At 65.3% G+C, this 13,980-nt stretch carries 13 protein-coding genes; 11 read left to right on the top strand and 2 right to left on the bottom strand.

The genetic code is table 11. The features are described from left to right. The 6 genes from J2W49_RS24845 to J2W49_RS24870 all read left to right on the top strand — a co-directional run bounded on the left by J2W49_RS24845 (position 1) and on the right by J2W49_RS24870 (position 6,973). The gene (locus J2W49_RS24845) at positions 1-798 is read left to right on the top strand and encodes a type IV pili methyl-accepting chemotaxis transducer N-terminal domain-containing protein (protein ID WP_310322364.1); all 798 of its coding nucleotides are present in this window, start codon (positions 1-3) and stop codon (positions 796-798) included. A 14-nt stretch (positions 799-812) separates the two neighbouring features. Beyond that, positions 813-1,196 carry a nitrite reductase small subunit NirD gene (gene nirD, locus J2W49_RS24850; RefSeq protein ID WP_310322368.1) on the top strand — a complete coding sequence of 128 codons (384 nt, stop codon included), beginning with the start codon at positions 813-815 and terminating at the stop codon, positions 1,194-1,196. A 2-nt stretch (positions 1,197-1,198) separates the two neighbouring features. Beyond that, positions 1,199-4,003, top strand: a complete 2,805-nt coding sequence (locus J2W49_RS24855; protein ID WP_310322370.1) for a nitrate reductase — start codon at positions 1,199-1,201, stop codon at positions 4,001-4,003. 60 nt (positions 4,004-4,063) lie between these two features. Further along, positions 4,064-4,996 carry a DNA-binding protein YbiB gene (ybiB, locus tag J2W49_RS24860; RefSeq protein ID WP_310322373.1) on the top strand — a complete coding sequence of 311 codons (933 nt, stop codon included), beginning with the start codon at positions 4,064-4,066 and terminating at the stop codon, positions 4,994-4,996. Then, entirely contained in the window at positions 4,980-5,765 is a 786-nt protein-coding gene (gene cobA / locus J2W49_RS24865) for a uroporphyrinogen-III C-methyltransferase (protein WP_310322376.1), read from the top strand. The genes ybiB and cobA overlap by 17 nt, the downstream gene beginning before the upstream one ends. Positions 5,766-5,845: 80 nt before the next feature. Next, positions 5,846-6,973, top strand: coding sequence for a sterol desaturase family protein (locus J2W49_RS24870; RefSeq protein ID WP_310322379.1), 1,128 nt, complete (start codon positions 5,846-5,848; stop codon positions 6,971-6,973). Positions 6,974-6,988: 15 nt separating this feature from the next. Here the strand turns inward: J2W49_RS24870 and J2W49_RS24875 are convergent, their stop codons facing one another. Then, positions 6,989-7,951 carry a LysR family transcriptional regulator gene (locus J2W49_RS24875; protein ID WP_310322381.1) on the bottom strand — a complete coding sequence of 321 codons (963 nt, stop codon included), beginning with the start codon at positions 7,949-7,951 and terminating at the stop codon, positions 6,989-6,991. 112 nt (positions 7,952-8,063) lie between these two features. On the opposite strand from J2W49_RS24875, the gene J2W49_RS24880 reads away from it, so the two are divergent. The 4 genes from J2W49_RS24880 (at position 8,064) to rpsU (ending at position 11,495) form a co-directional block, all read left to right on the top strand. Then, positions 8,064-8,888, top strand: coding sequence for a hypothetical protein (locus tag J2W49_RS24880; protein WP_310322383.1), 825 nt, complete (start codon positions 8,064-8,066; stop codon positions 8,886-8,888). Between the two features lie 80 nt (positions 8,889-8,968). Continuing rightward, on the top strand, positions 8,969-9,652 hold the full coding sequence (locus tag J2W49_RS24885; RefSeq protein ID WP_310322385.1) for a methyl-accepting chemotaxis protein: 684 nt from the start codon (positions 8,969-8,971) through the stop codon (positions 9,650-9,652). 148 nt (positions 9,653-9,800) lie between these two features. Then, entirely contained in the window at positions 9,801-11,093 is a 1,293-nt protein-coding gene (locus tag J2W49_RS24890; RefSeq protein WP_310322386.1) for a BaiN/RdsA family NAD(P)/FAD-dependent oxidoreductase, read from the top strand. 189 nt (positions 11,094-11,282) lie between these two features. Further along, a complete protein-coding gene (gene rpsU / locus J2W49_RS24895; protein ID WP_056273869.1) occupies positions 11,283-11,495 on the top strand; it encodes a 30S ribosomal protein S21 in 213 nt (70 codons plus the stop codon). Positions 11,496-11,590: 95 nt separating this feature from the next. On the opposite strand, the gene J2W49_RS24900 is transcribed toward rpsU, so the two are convergent. Further along, positions 11,591-12,502 (bottom strand): LysR family transcriptional regulator, encoded by a 912-nt coding sequence (locus J2W49_RS24900; RefSeq protein WP_310322388.1) that lies wholly within the window; start codon positions 12,500-12,502, stop codon positions 11,591-11,593. Positions 12,503-12,572: 70 nt separating this feature from the next. Between J2W49_RS24900 and lysA the strand changes: the two genes are divergently transcribed. After that, entirely contained in the window at positions 12,573-13,811 is a 1,239-nt protein-coding gene (gene lysA / locus J2W49_RS24905; protein ID WP_310322390.1) for a diaminopimelate decarboxylase, read from the top strand. The last annotated feature ends 169 nt before the right edge of the window (positions 13,812-13,980 follow it).

Genomic DNA, 13,980 nt, shown 5'->3' on the forward strand with positions numbered 1-13,980 from the left:
ATGAACTCTTTTCTTTTTAATCGCCGAACCCTGATCGCCGCCGCTGCCGGTCTCCCGTTTTTGAAGGTGCAAGCCCAGGTGCTTGACATCAACGACGCCATCAACAAGGCCGGTCGCCAGCGCATGCTTTCGCAGCGCATGGGCAAGGCCTGGCTGGCGCTGGTGCACAAGACCGAAAGCGGCAGCGCGCAGGTGGTGCTCGACAAATCGATGGCCCTGTTCGACCGCCAGCTCATCGAGCTCAAGGCCTATGCACCTTCGGCCGACATCCGCGACACCTACGTGAAACTCGAAGCGGCATGGAGCGACTACAAGACCGCGCTCATCGGCACAGCGCCCAGCAAGTCAGGCGCAGCCGCGGTGCTGCAGGCAGATGCGCGTGTGCTGGCACTGGCTCACCAGGGCACCGTGCAATACGAAGCGGCGTCGGGCCGTCCGGAGGGCAAGCTGGTCAACGTGGCCGGGCGCCAGCGCATGCTCTCGCAGCGCATGGCCAAGCTCTACTTCGCTGCCACGCTGCCCATCGACGCGCCCACCGCCACCGCCGAAATTGACAAGGCCCGCGCCGAATTCCTGAGCGCCATGGATCTGCTGCGCAACGCCCCCGAGGCCACCGCGCGTATCAAATCGGAACTGCAACTGGCCGATGGCCAGTGGTTCTTTTTTGACAACGCGTTGAAGCGCATGCAAACCGCTGGCGCTGCCGCCAAGCCCCTGTCCGACGTGTTCGTGACGAGCGAAAACCTGCTGAGCGTCATGGACCGGGTCACCGGGATGTACGCCGCCATCCATACCTGAGGACTGGAATCATCATGAGTCAATGGAAACCCATCTGCCGCGTCGACGACATCCCTGTGCTGGGTTCGCGCCGCGTGGCGCGCGAGCATGGCCTGGACGTGGCCGTGTTCCGTAACGATCGCGACGAAGTCTTTGCCCTGCTGGATCGTTGCCCGCACAAGGGCGGCCCGCTGAGCCAGGGCATCGTCTTCGGCACCAACGTGGCCTGCCCGCTGCACAACTGGACCATCGGCCTGTGCGACGGTCAGGCTTCCGCGCCCGACGAAGGCTGCACGCCCAAGTTCAAGGTGAAGGTGGAAGACGGCCAGGTGTTCCTGGACGCGAACGAGCTGCAAAGCCAGGCCACGGACCTCACGCGCCCCATCGCTGGCCCAGCTCGTCGAACCGTCTGCGCATGAACATGAGCACGTCCATCACCCGCTCCACCTGCCCCTACTGCGGCGTGGGCTGCGGCGTGTTGATCGAAAGCCAGGGAGATCAGATCACAGGCGTGCAGGGCGACCCGGACCATCCGGCCAACTTCGGCAAGCTCTGCAGCAAGGGCCAGACGCTGCACTTCACCGCCTCGCCCGCCGTGACGGCGCAGACCCGTCTGCTGCACCCCATGCTGCGCACCAGCCGCGGCGGCCCGGCACTGCGCACCGACTGGGACAGCGCCATGTCCCTGGCCGCAGACCGCTTCCACAACGTGATCCGCGAACACGGCCCCGACGCCGTGGGCTTCTACATCAGCGGCCAGTTGCTCACCGAGGACTACTACGTCTTCAACAAACTCGCCAAGGGCGTGATCGGCACCAACAACGTCGACACCAATTCCCGCCTGTGCATGAGCAGCGCGGTAGCCGGCTACAAGCTCACCCTGGGTGCAGACGCCCCACCCGCCTGCTACGACGACGTGAACCACGCCCAGTGCCTGTTCATCGTGGGCAGCAACGCCGCTTTTGCCCACCCGGTGCTGTTCCGCCGCATTGAAGAAGCGCGGCAACGCAATCCCGGCATGAAGGTCATCGTGGCCGACCCGCGCCGCACCGACACCGCCGAACTCGCCGACCTGTTCCTGCCGATCCAGCCCGGCAGCGACGTGATGCTGTTCCACGGGCTGCTGCACATCATGCTGTGGGAAGGCTGGACCGACCCCGCCTACATCGCGGCACACACCAGCGGTTTCGACGAACTCAAGGCACTGGTGCGGGATTGCACGCCTGACCGGGTGGCCGATGTGTGCGGCATTCGCAAGGAAGACCTGTTCACCGCCGCACAATGGTTCGCCGGCCTTGACGACCCGAGGTCTGGCGCCCGCAAGCCCACGCTCAGCCTCTACTGCCAGGGCCTGAACCAGAGCAGCAGCGGCACGGCCAAAAACGCCACGCTCATCAATCTGCACCTGGCCACCGGCCAGATCGGCCGACCTGGTACCGGCCCATTCAGCCTGACCGGCCAGCCCAATGCCATGGGTGGCCGCGAAGTGGGTGGCCTAGCCAACCTGCTGAGCGCCCACCGCGACCTAGCCAACCCCGCGCACCGCCATGAGGTGGCCGCGCTCTGGGGCGTGCCCTCGGTGCCCGACCAACCGGGCAAGACGGCGGTGGACATGTTCCAGGCCGCCGCCGACGGCGAGATCAAGGCGCTGTGGATCGCGTGCACCAATCCGGCGCAGTCCATGCCCGACCAAGCCACGGTGCGCCGCGCGCTGGAGCGCGCCGAGTTCGTGGTGGTGCAGGAAGCCTTTGCCACCGCCACCACCTGCGACTTCGCTGACCTGCTGCTGCCCGCCACCACCTGGGGCGAAAAAGAAGGCACGGTCACCAACAGCGAGCGCCGCATCAGCCGCGCCCGCGCTGCCGTTCCCGCGCCCGGCGAAGCCCGGCACGACTGGCAGATCGTGGTGGACTTTGCCCAGCGGATCGAAACCCAGCTGCGGCCCGGCCAGTCCACGCTCTTCCCCTACGACACCCCCGAATCCATCTGGAACGAACACCGCGAATCCACCCGCGGCCGCGACCTCGACATCACCGGCCTGTCTTACGACATGCTGGACAAGCAAGGCCCGCAGCAATGGCCGCTGCGCGATGGCGATGCACAAGGCAAAGAGCGCCTGTACGAAGACGGCATCTTCCCCACAGCCGACGGCAAGGCCCGCTTCGCTGCCCTGCCCTGGAAACCCGTGGCAGAACCACGCGAGTCGCGCTTCCCCTTCTCACTGACCACCGGGCGCCTGCGCGACCAGTGGCACGGCATGACCCGCACTGGCACGCTCGGTCGCCTGTTTGGCCACGTGTCCGAGCCCATGGTGCAGATGCACCCGCAAGACATGGAGCGCCGTGGCCTGAAAGACGGCGATCTGGTGCACGTGACCAGCAAGCGCGGCTCCATCGTGCTGCCACTGCAGGGGTCGGCCAGCATCGGCCTTTCGCAGGCCTTCATTGCCATGCACTGGGGGCCTGAGTACCTGAGCGGGCGCAGCAGCAGCGGCGGCGTGCTGGCCGGGGTGAACGCACTCACCACGTCGGCCTACTGCCCAACGTCCAAGCAGCCTGAACTCAAGCACGCAGCGGTCAAGGTGCTGAAGGCCGAGTTGCCGTGGTCGCTGTTGGCCATGGCCTGGCTGCCAGACAACCGGGCGCTGGCCGTGCAGGCAGAACTGCGCGCCCTGATGCCCACTTTCGAATTCGCCACCTGCGTGCCCTTCGGGCGCGACCGCACCGGCGTGCTGTTTCGTGCGGCAGCGCATGACGCCCCCGACGCTTCCGTGGTGGAACAACTGGAGGCCTTGCTGGGTCTCAAAGCAGCAGACGTCTTGCGCTACGTCGACCGCCGCTTGGGCCAGCGCCGCACCGCCCGACTCGTGCGTAGCGGCGACTCCACCCGGCTGGGAGCTTTCGTGCTGGCAGGTGACACCCGGGCCGAGGCCTGGATCCGCCCCTTGTTGCAGGACGAACTGCCTGCAGAAGCCTACGGGCGGCTGTTGCTGATGCCCGGCGCCAAGGCCCCGGTGGCCGTGGTCGCGCGTGGCAAGCAGGTTTGCACCTGTTTCAACGTGAACGAAGACGACATCAACGCCCAATTGCCCACCTGTGCCGGTTCTGACAATGAACGCCTTGCCACGCTACAAAGCCGGCTGCGTTGCGGCACCAACTGCGGGTCGTGCATTCCGGAATTGCGTCGCCTGGTGCGTGCCACTCCCCAGACCCTCCGAGCGGCTTGAACCTGCAAGTCAATCGGCATATAACCCAAAGTCATCTGAACTCCCCCACAATCGCGCGCCATGGGCATCAGTCAGTACATCAAGGAAATCGGTCGCGGCAAAGACGGCGCACGTGCGCTCTCGCGCGAGCAGGCCACCGACCTGATGGGCCAAGTGCTCGACGGCACCGTGACCGACCTGGAAGTGGGCGGTTTCTGTCTGGCCATGCGCATCAAGGGCGAAACGCCTGAAGAAATGGCGGGCTTTCTGGACGCCGTACACCAGCGCCTGCGTCGCCTGCCCGACAACGGCCTGACCACCGTGGTGCTGCCCAGCTACAACGGGGCACGCAAACTGCCCGTGCTCACCCCCCTGCTGGCCCTGTTGCTGGCCCAGCGTGGCGCTGCCGTGCTGGTGCACGGCACGGCCACCGAAGACAGACGCGTGAGCAGCGCCAGCGTGTTGGCGGCGCTGGGCGTCGACCCGGTCACCGGCCCTGTCGCCTTGGGCGCTGGCCAGCTCGCCTTTGCACCCACCGAGGTCCTGAGCCCCGATCTCAAGCGCCTGCTCGACGTGCGCCGCGCCGTGGGCCTGCGCAACCCGGCCCACAGCCTGGTCAAACTCATGAACCCCTGCCAGGGCAAAGCCTTTGTGGTGGGCAGCTACACCCATCCCGAATACGCGAGTTCCATGGCGGCCACCTTCGCCCTCACCGGCACCCACGCCATGCTGCTGCGCGGCACCGAAGGCGAACCGGTGGCCGATGCGCGCCGCACACCGCAGATGGAAGCCTTCCGAGACGGCGAGCGCCACCTGCTGCAAGCCGCGCAGGGGGGCAGCCTGGCCACCGTGCCCGACCTGCCCCGCGAGGTTGACGCCCGCACCACCGCAGCCTACATCCGCGCGGTGATGGATGGCGAACGCGCGGTACCTCCGCCTATTTCCCTGCAGCTGGAACACATCTTGCAGGAACTCCACCATCATGAAGCCACAGACCATGCCATCGCCCTCTGACTACCTGCCCGGTTCCGTGGCGCTCGTGGGCGCGGGCCCAGGCGATCCGGAACTGCTCACCATCAAGGCTGCCAAGGCCATCGCGGCGGCCACCGTGCTGCTGGTCGACGACCTGGTCAGCGAAGGCGTACTGGCCCATGCGTCGCCCACTGCGCGCATCGTGCACGTGGGCAAGCGCGGCGGCTGCAAGAGCACTCCCCAGGCCTTCATTGAAAAACTCATGATCATGGCCGCGCGCGAAGGCGAGGTGGTGGTGCGGCTCAAGGGGGGCGACCCCTTCATCTTCGGTCGTGGCGGCGAAGAGGTGGAGCACCTGCGCGAAGCGGGCATCGACGTACAGGTGATCAACGGCATCACATCCGGCCTCGCCGGCCTGACGTCTCTGGGCGTTCCACTCACCCACCGCGAACACGCCCACGGCGTGGTCTTCGTGACCGGCCATGCCAAGCCGGGCGATGCCGGCACCGACTGGAAAGCCCTGGCCGCCACCGCACGCGACGCCAAGCTCACCTTGGTGATCTACATGGGTGTTTCCAGCGCCGCGCAAATCCAGGCCGATCTGTTGACCGGCCTGCCCGCCAGCACACCGCTGGCCATCATCCAGCACGCCACCCTGCCCCACCAGCGCCACGCCGTGACCACGCTGGGCGAGCTTCGCACCACCATCGACCATGAGCAACTGGGCAGCCCGGCCGTGATCGTGGTGGGGGATGTGGTCAGCGGTGTGGCCGCCGTGGCCGTTCCCCATCAGCTTCACCGCGTGGCCTGAAGCACAAGCGTCGCGCGCCGTTACACTGCGCGCTGATCCGGTGGGCGCAAGACCCACGCAGACGCTTCGGGGACCCCGCCATGATCGACAAACTCTTTGACCTCACCCGCAGTCACGGACCGCTGCAACCCGGGCGTGGTATGGTCACAGGCGTGATCGCGCTGTCGCTCGCCATCCTGTGTGTCCTGGGTGTGCTGGCCTTTCACTTCCCCCAGTACCTCACCACCCCCGAACTGCGTCGCAGCTACGACGTGAATCTGATGCGCCAGCTGCTGTTCTGGTCGCTGGTGCTGGCCGGCGCACTCAGTCTGGTGAACCTGGTGTTCCGCCGCGCACCCTGGCTGGCCGGTACCGCGTTTGCCTTGGTGCTGCTCTCGGCCCTGCTGGGCGGGCATCAGGTGGAGGTCGATCCCAACTTCCCCGACCACACACCCTACATCGGACTGGACTGGTTCATCCTCGACCTGCTGGGCTCGGCACTGATCTTCATCTTCATCGAAAAGCTGTTCGCCCTGCGCAAGGACCAGCCCGTGTTTCGCCCCGAATGGCAGACCGATTTCCAGCACTTCATCGTCAACCACATGGTGATTGGCTTCATGCTGCTGGCCACCAACCTGCTGGTTCACAAACTGTTTGGCTGGGCGGCCGACGACGGCATCCGGGGCTGGTTTGGTGCATTGCCGTTCTGGGCCGGCCTGCCACTGATCGTGCTGGTGGCCGATCTGGTGCAGTACTGGACCCACCGCGCCTACCACGAGGTGCCCGTGCTGTGGCGCCTGCACGCCGTGCACCACAGCGCCAAACACATGGACTGGATGGCCGGTTCGCGCCAGCACCTGATCGAAATCCTCATCACCCGCACCCTGGTGCTGGCGCCTATCTTCCTGCTGGGCTTCTCGAAGGAAGTGATCGACGCCTACATCATCATCGTGGGCTTCCAGGCCGTGTTCAACCACGCCAACGTGAGCGTGCGCCTGGGCCCGCTTCGCTACCTCATCGTCACACCCAACTTCCACCACTGGCACCACAGCCAGGACCAGGAAGCACTGGACAGGAATTACGCCGCTCACTACGCCTTTCTGGACCACCTGTTCGGGACCGCCGTGAAGAGCGAAAAAGCCTGGCCGGAGCAATACGGCGTGCTGGGCGACTACGTGCCCGACGGCTTCTGGAAGCAGATGAAGTTTCCGTTCACCTGGAAGGGCTGAAAGGGCTGAGCCGGTTCAGTCCTGCTGGTCTGATGTCAAACGCGCCAACCAGGGATCCCGGTCCAACCCGCCAAACTGCTCCATCAGGAAATCGACGAAAAAGCGCGTTCTGGCCGGCAGATGCTGTCTTGCCGGCACAGCAGCAAACAGGCGCAGCACGGTTCCTCGCCAATCTGGCAGGACGTGCAGCAAGTGCCCTCGCCGAATGGCCCGCTCGGCGACAAAGCTGGGCAGACCAACCACACCCGCACCGGCCAGCGCCAAGGCCAGCGTCATGTCGATGTGGTGGGTCGCAAAGGACGCCGAGCTCACCGGCACACTGACCATCGCGGGTTCGGTCAGGGCAACGTCCGGCACACGCCGGTAAAGAGTGATCTCCTTGCGCTGTCCCGCCACCGCAGGCGCCACGCCCGTGTGCTGGGCCAGATCTTCCGGGCGCTGCGGCATGCCACATCGCTGAACATAGTCAGGGCTGGCACACAGGATGAAAGTGGACCAGGCCAGGGGCCGCGCCACGAACTCGCCCTGCAAAGACTGCGAGCCCAGCGAAAGCACGGACACATCAAACGCGCTGTCTGCCGTGTCCAAAGGGCCGGGCAACGACAGCTCCATCGCAATCCGGGGATAGCGGGCAGAGAACGCCGGCAACACAGGCGCCAACTGGTGCACGGCAAATGCGGGAGGACACAACACCCGCAAGCTCCCCGTTGGCTCACGCACCGCCGCACCGGCCAGTGCATCGTTGGCATCCAGCTGCGCCAGCACTTCGCGCGCCCCCACCAGATAGGTCGCGCCCACCTCGGTCAGTGCCAGGCGGCGGGTGGTCCGGTTGAGCAAGCGTGCGCCCAGATGGGCTTCAAGTTCGGCCACGCAGCGCGTCACCACCGCAGGCGCCAGGTCGAGCGTGCGTGCGGCACCGGCAAAACTGCCCTGTGTTACGACCTGGCTGAACACCCTCAAGCAGCGAAGCTGATCCATGGCCGGATTATTCCATTAATAGGAATAGACCATGCCACTTCAGCCCGTTTTCACTGGAATCCCTCCCCACTAACCTCAAAGGACCACCCATTGTTCATTTTTTGCAATCAATATGCCTGATCTCCTGCTCTGCACCCGCCGAACCATCAACAAGGCGTTGACCACGCTTCCGCTCGCGATGCCTTGGACAGCATGGCCGCAGGTGCCCATGGCCGCGCCCCGGCTGCCGGCACCGGCGGCTGCCCGACTGGACGCACTTCAGACCCATCCCGGCCTTGCCGGCGAGCGCGTTTACCGGGCTGATGTCCGTCCGCTGGAAGCGCCTGATGCGCCTCCGCTGTTCGTCTATGCACGCCACGTGAAATCCTCGGGCGACGACCGGGAGGCCTCGCATCTGACTTACCTTCCCAGCGGCGAGCTGATCATCGAAGAGCGTGTCACCAGTTCGGCCGGCCATGTCTTTCGGCGCCTGGACGTGGCCAACCGGCAAACCGGCCTGGCCGGCTCGGTGGTGCTGGACGCGGATCAAGACCGGCTCCACTTCGAACGGACAGACGCGGCGCAGCACAAGAGCGAGCGCGTGACTGCACCGGTGGTCGCCGGACCCAACCTGCATGGCCACATCCTGCGGCACCGGGACGCGTTGGCCAAGGCGGAGCGACTGCCCGTGCGCTTGGTGGTGCTGGCGCGCATGGAAACGCTGGGGTTCGACATTCACCAGCTCGCCTCCAACGGGCACGTCTCCACCTTCCAGCTCACCCCCAGCCACTTCCTGCTGCGCCTGGTGGTCTCCCCTTTGCGCGTGATCTTCGACGACGCCACCGGCCGCGTCATGCGCTACGAGGGACGCGTGCCACCCATGAGGGATGGCGGGCAGAAGCTGGTTGATCTGGACGCTGCGGTGGACTACCACTGGGACGCAGATCGCTACCGGTGAAGGCGTGGTTTTCCATGCAAAAGACAGGGCACCGGTTCGCCTGCAACCCACTTTGGCGCGGAGATTGCTTTGTTCCGGTCATGACATCCCTCGCCACTCTCTCCCCTCTCACTTTGCACCCCCACACACCACACCACATCGCAAACCTGTCGCTGGTGAACATCGCTGCGCGCCAGCGCATGCTCTCCCAGCGCATGATTCTGCAGACGGTGATGGCCGCCAACGGTGACGCAGAGTGGTTGCGTGCTGCACACGGCAGTCTGCTCATCTTCACGGAGAGCCAGCAGCACCTTGACGCCACCATCAAAAAGCTAGAACCCGCCAGCGCCCAAAAGCTCACGGACACCTACGACGGTCCGAATGGCGTAGGCCCTGTGGTGCAAGCCTTCATGCGGCTCATGCGCAGCACGCTTGACCAGATCGAGGCAGGCAGCCCACGCGTCCCGGCTACCATCGCCGAACTGGTCGGCCACACCGATCGCATCCTGGCTGCCCTCAACACCGCGACGACGGCCTTCGACGAAGTGAGCCAAGCCGGCTCCGACGCGATGATGAAGGAACTGGCAGGCATCGTTGACGACATCCAGGGCGTGGCCAAGGAGGCCAAGGTGGTGAGCTTCAACGCTCAGGTCATGGCCGCGCGAGCCGGGCAGCATGGACGCGAGTTCGCGGTGGTGGCCAATGTGCTGTCCGACATCACCGGCGAGATCGACCGGCTCACGCGCAAGGCAGCCGTGCTGGCCGAACGCAGCAGAAGGCGGTGAAACACCCCCGCAGCGCTTTGCGCTACCCCCTTCAAGGGGGCGATACCTGTAGCCCGGCAAAGCCGGTTCCACGGTATCTCTGTATGAAAGCAGTTCGCGCCGGAGGCATCGCACACCCTAGCCGCGCTGTGCGCCTACACTGCGCGCCATGCAAGATTTCGACGTCATCGTCATCGGCGCGGGTGCGGCCGGTCTGTTCTGTGCCGGCATTGCGGGTCAACGCAGGCTGCGTGTGCTGGTGCTCGACCACAGCGAGAAGGTGGCCGAAAAGGTGCGCATTTCCGGCGGCGGGCGCGCCAACTTCACCAACCGCGACATTGACGTGCGCCAGCCGCACAAACATTTTCTGAGCGAGAACCCGAATTTCTGCCGCTCGGCCCTGTCGCGCTACACACCGGCCGATTTCATCGAACTGGTGCAGAAGCACGGCATTGCCTTCCACGAAAAGCACAAGGGCCAGCTGTTCTGTGATCGCTCGGCCGAAGACCTGATCCAGATGCTGCTGCGCGAATGCGAGGCCGGTGGCGTGCAGCGCTGGCAACCCTGCGCGGTCAAAGGCGTGCGCGTCAGCGGCGAATCGACCTACGAGATCGATACCGACCGTGGCACCGTGACCAGCCGCACCGTGGTGATTGCCACGGGAGGTTTGTCCATCCCCAAGATCGGCGCCACCGACTTCGGTTACCGCATCGCCAGGCAGTTTGGCTTGCGGCTGGTGGAACCCCGCCCCGGTCTGGTGCCACTCACCTTTGACGGCGATGGCTGGGTCCCGTATGCCAACCTGGCCGGACTCGCCCTGCCCGTGCAGATCGAGACAGGTGGCCATGTCAGCCCCCACGCTCCGCCGCTGCGCGGGTCGCTGCCCCCCGAGGGGACGCCTTCTGCCTTGGGGCGGCCCGGCGGCAAAAGGAAGAACCTCGTCACCTTCCACGAAGACCTGCTGTTTACCCACCGCGGTCTTTCCGGGCCGGCCATCCTGCAGATCTCCAGCTACTGGCGCGACGACACGCCGATCCGCCTGAACCTGGCACCCGACGTGAACCTCACCGAAGCTCTGGCGCGCGCCAAGGTTACATCGCGCAAACTGCTTGCCAATGAGCTGGCCAGTGTCGTGCCAAGCCGACTGGCTGACGCTTGGGTGCAGCAGGACGCCGACTGGCAGCGACCCGTGGCCGAAGCCACAGACAAGGCCCTGGCCCGGTTGGCCGAGCGCCTGTCGCGCTGGGAAATCACTCCCACCGGCTGCGAGGGCTACAAAAAGGCCGAAGTCACGCTCGGCGGCGTGGACACGCGCGATCTGTCGTCACAGACCATGGAATCGAAGCAGGCCGGGCTGTATTTCATTGGTGAAGTGGTGGATGTGACCGGCTGGCTGGGTGGCTACAACTTCCAGTGGGCCTGGTCCAGCGCGCATGCGTGTGCATGTGCCATCCCCTTGTAGTGCCACATTTGCCCACCTCTCAGCGATCCAACCCCTTGCCGGCGGCTGGCGAAGGGCTATAATCCAAGGCTTTGCTGGCAAATACCCGTCTGCCAATACTAGTTAACGACGGGACTTTTTGCGGAAACGACGCCCGGGCCCGATCTTCCCGGTCATCCTCTTTCCGCGCAATCTGGATCACTTTCGCCAATGACGACCATCCGTGTAAAAGACAACGAACCCTTCGACGTCGCCCTGCGCCGTTTCAAGCGCACCATCGAAAAACTCGGCCTGCTGACCGATCTGCGCGCCCGCGAGTTTTACGAAAAGCCCACCGCCGAGCGCAAGCGCAAGAAAGCAGCCGCCGTCAAGCGCCACTACAAGCGTGTGCGCTCGATGCAGTTGCCCAAGAAGCTGTACTGATCTCCCCGCATCCAGCGTTGCTGGACTGGCACCAAAAAAACCCGCTCGGGACGCCGCAGCGGGTTTTTTTGTATCTGCGGCCGGCCAAAGTCGCCTCAAGTCAGGCGCAAACGCTGAACCAGCGCCTGCGCCGCCTCGCCCAAAGCCGCCTCGAAATCGCTGCGCAACGGATGCGTATCACGCCAGCGAGGCGTCATCACCGCCACCTGAAAGGGAATGGAGACACTGAGCGGGCGCACCACCAGCCCATCACCGGCCATGGCCAGCGCCGTCAGGGGATTGACGATGCCCAGACCCAGCCCCTCACGTACCAGCGCACAGACCGACACCGCACTCGCTGTTTCCAGGCGCAGTTCGCGCTGCACGCCCCCGCCTTCGAAGAGTGCGTCGATCTGCAGCCGGTAAGGGTCGGACGGCGACAGGCTGATGAAGGGCTGGTTTTCAAAATCAGCCGGGGTCAACTGTGCGCGGGCGCACAAGGGGTGTGCCGCAGGCAGCACCGCCACCTCGTCAGCCACGAGCAGCGACTGCCAGTCGCAGGCGCTGGGCGGTTCCCTGCGTTCGCTCAGGCCCAGATCAAAGCGCTGTTCAGACAGTGCCGCCTCCAGTTGCGGCGAATCCATCGGTGCGAGGCTGACCGCCGCTTCGGCCTGCCGGCCCACAAACCGCCGGATCGCATCCGGCAGCAGGGCATGGGCCAACGCAGGCAGGCAGGCCACCTGCAGCCGGCCATGTGCGTAGGAGCGCAGCGCCACAGCGGTGGCCGCGATACGGTCCAGCCCAACGTACGACAAGCGCACTTCTTCCATCAAGGCCAACGCGCGCGCCGTGGGCTGCAGGCGGCCCTTGCGGCGGTCGAACAGCACCAGGCCCAGCAGCTGTTCCAAGCGCGCGATTTCGCGGCTCACCGTGGGCTGCGAGGTGTGCAGCAGTTCGGCAGCGCGCGTGACGTGCCCTGCCTGCATGACGGCGCGAAACACCTCGATCTGACGGTGGGTCAGTCTCATATCAAGAATGAATATGCATTCAAAAACAAAGCATTTTGCAACATGGTCGCAAAAGCGCATCATCCGACCCATGAATCCATTCGATCCCGCCACCCTCACCCGTCTGGCCCGCGAGCACGGCACCCCTCTGTGGGTGTACGACGCGCCCACCATTCGCCAACGCATCGCCGACCTCCGTTCCTTTGATTCCATCCGTTTTGCACAGAAGGCCAACGCCAACACCCATCTGCTGCGGCTCATGCGCGAACAAGGCGTGGTGGTTGACGCCGTTTCACGCGGCGAGATCGAGCGTGCGCTGGCCGCTGGCTACACGGCTGCCCCTGCAGCCTGCGGCGCCAGCGGCATCGTCTTCACCGCCGACCTCTTCGACCACGACACGCTCGACACGGTGGTGCGCCACAAGGTGCCGGTGAATGCGGGATCGACCGACATGCTGGACCAGCTGGGTGCGCGCTCACCCGGCCACCGCGTGTGGCTGCGCATCAATCCGGGCTTTGGTCACGGCCACAGCAACAAAACCAACACCGGCGGCGAACACAGCAAGCACGGCATCTGGCACACCGAACTGCCGAAAGCCCTGGCCGCCATCCAGCGCCACGGGCTCCACCTGGTGGGCCTGCACATGCACATCGGCTCCGGTGTGGACTACGGCCACCTGCAGCAGGTCTGCGCGGCCATGGTGGCCCTGGTGAAGGACAGCGGCTGCACGCTGGAGGCCATCTCGGCCGGTGGTGGCCTGTCCATCCCCTATCGCGAGGGCGAAGCGCGCATCGATACCGCGCACTACTTCAGCCTGTGGGATGCGGCACGGCGCGAGATCGCCACTCACCTGAATCGCGACGTGCACCTGGAGATCGAACCCGGCCGCTACCTGGTGGCCGAAGCCGGTGTGCTGCTGGCCGAGGTGCGCGCCACCAAATGGCAAGGCGGCCAGCACTTCACCCTGGTCGACGCCGGCTTCTCCGACCTGATGCGCCCGGCCATGTACGGCGCATTTCATGGCATGAGCCTGCTCGCGCCGGATGCTGGTCAACGCCCTTTGCGGCACACGGTGGTGGCGGGGCCGTTGTGCGAATCGGGCGACGTGTTCACCCAGGAAGAAGGCGGCGTGGTCCTGACGCGCGAACTGCCCGAAGCACGTGTCGGCGACCTGCTGGTGCTGCACGATGCCGGTGCCTACGGTGCCTCCATGTCCAGCAACTACAACAGCCGCCCGCTGGCCGCAGAAGTGCTGGTGGACGGTTCGGATGCGCGATTGATTCGGCGGCGCCAGCGGGTGGAGGAGTTATTGGGACTGGAGGAGGTGTAGTACCCCCTTGCGCCGCTTTGCGGCGTCCCCCCTCTCTGGCGCGCCTTCGGCGTTTGGAGGAGGGACGCACCCTGAGGCCCGGCAAAGGTTCTATGGTTTGTTGTCAAGCGACTGGGGTATGCGTTGCGGATCAAACGGTTTGCCGGTGCGCCAAACGGCAAAGGCGATG

It is taken from the genome of Hydrogenophaga palleronii (assembly GCF_031457455.1).
Lineage (GTDB): Bacteria > Pseudomonadota > Gammaproteobacteria > Burkholderiales > Burkholderiaceae_C > Hydrogenophaga > Hydrogenophaga palleronii_A.

Bases quoted from the DNA above. Each gene is read 5' to 3' on its own strand.
- J2W49_RS24845 (WP_310322364.1), top strand. From the start codon at position 1: ATGAACTCTTTTCTTTTTAATCGCCGAACCCTGATCGCCGCCGCTGCC.
- nirD (WP_310322368.1), top strand. From the start codon at position 813: ATGAGTCAATGGAAACCCATCTGCCGCGTCGACGACATCCCTGTGCTG.
- J2W49_RS24855 (WP_310322370.1), top strand. From the start codon at position 1,199: ATGAGCACGTCCATCACCCGCTCCACCTGCCCCTACTGCGGCGTGGGC.
- ybiB (WP_310322373.1), top strand. From the start codon at position 4,064: ATGGGCATCAGTCAGTACATCAAGGAAATCGGTCGCGGCAAAGACGGC.
- cobA (WP_310322376.1), top strand. From the start codon at position 4,980: ATGCCATCGCCCTCTGACTACCTGCCCGGTTCCGTGGCGCTCGTGGGC.
- J2W49_RS24870 (WP_310322379.1), top strand. From the start codon at position 5,846: ATGATCGACAAACTCTTTGACCTCACCCGCAGTCACGGACCGCTGCAA.
- J2W49_RS24875 (WP_310322381.1), bottom strand. From the start codon at position 7,951: ATGGATCAGCTTCGCTGCTTGAGGGTGTTCAGCCAGGTCGTAACACAG.
- J2W49_RS24880 (WP_310322383.1), top strand. From the start codon at position 8,064: ATGCCTGATCTCCTGCTCTGCACCCGCCGAACCATCAACAAGGCGTTG.
- J2W49_RS24885 (WP_310322385.1), top strand. From the start codon at position 8,969: ATGACATCCCTCGCCACTCTCTCCCCTCTCACTTTGCACCCCCACACA.
- J2W49_RS24890 (WP_310322386.1), top strand. From the start codon at position 9,801: ATGCAAGATTTCGACGTCATCGTCATCGGCGCGGGTGCGGCCGGTCTG.
- rpsU (WP_056273869.1), top strand. From the start codon at position 11,283: ATGACGACCATCCGTGTAAAAGACAACGAACCCTTCGACGTCGCCCTG.
- J2W49_RS24900 (WP_310322388.1), bottom strand. From the start codon at position 12,502: ATGAGACTGACCCACCGTCAGATCGAGGTGTTTCGCGCCGTCATGCAG.
- lysA (WP_310322390.1), top strand. From the start codon at position 12,573: ATGAATCCATTCGATCCCGCCACCCTCACCCGTCTGGCCCGCGAGCAC.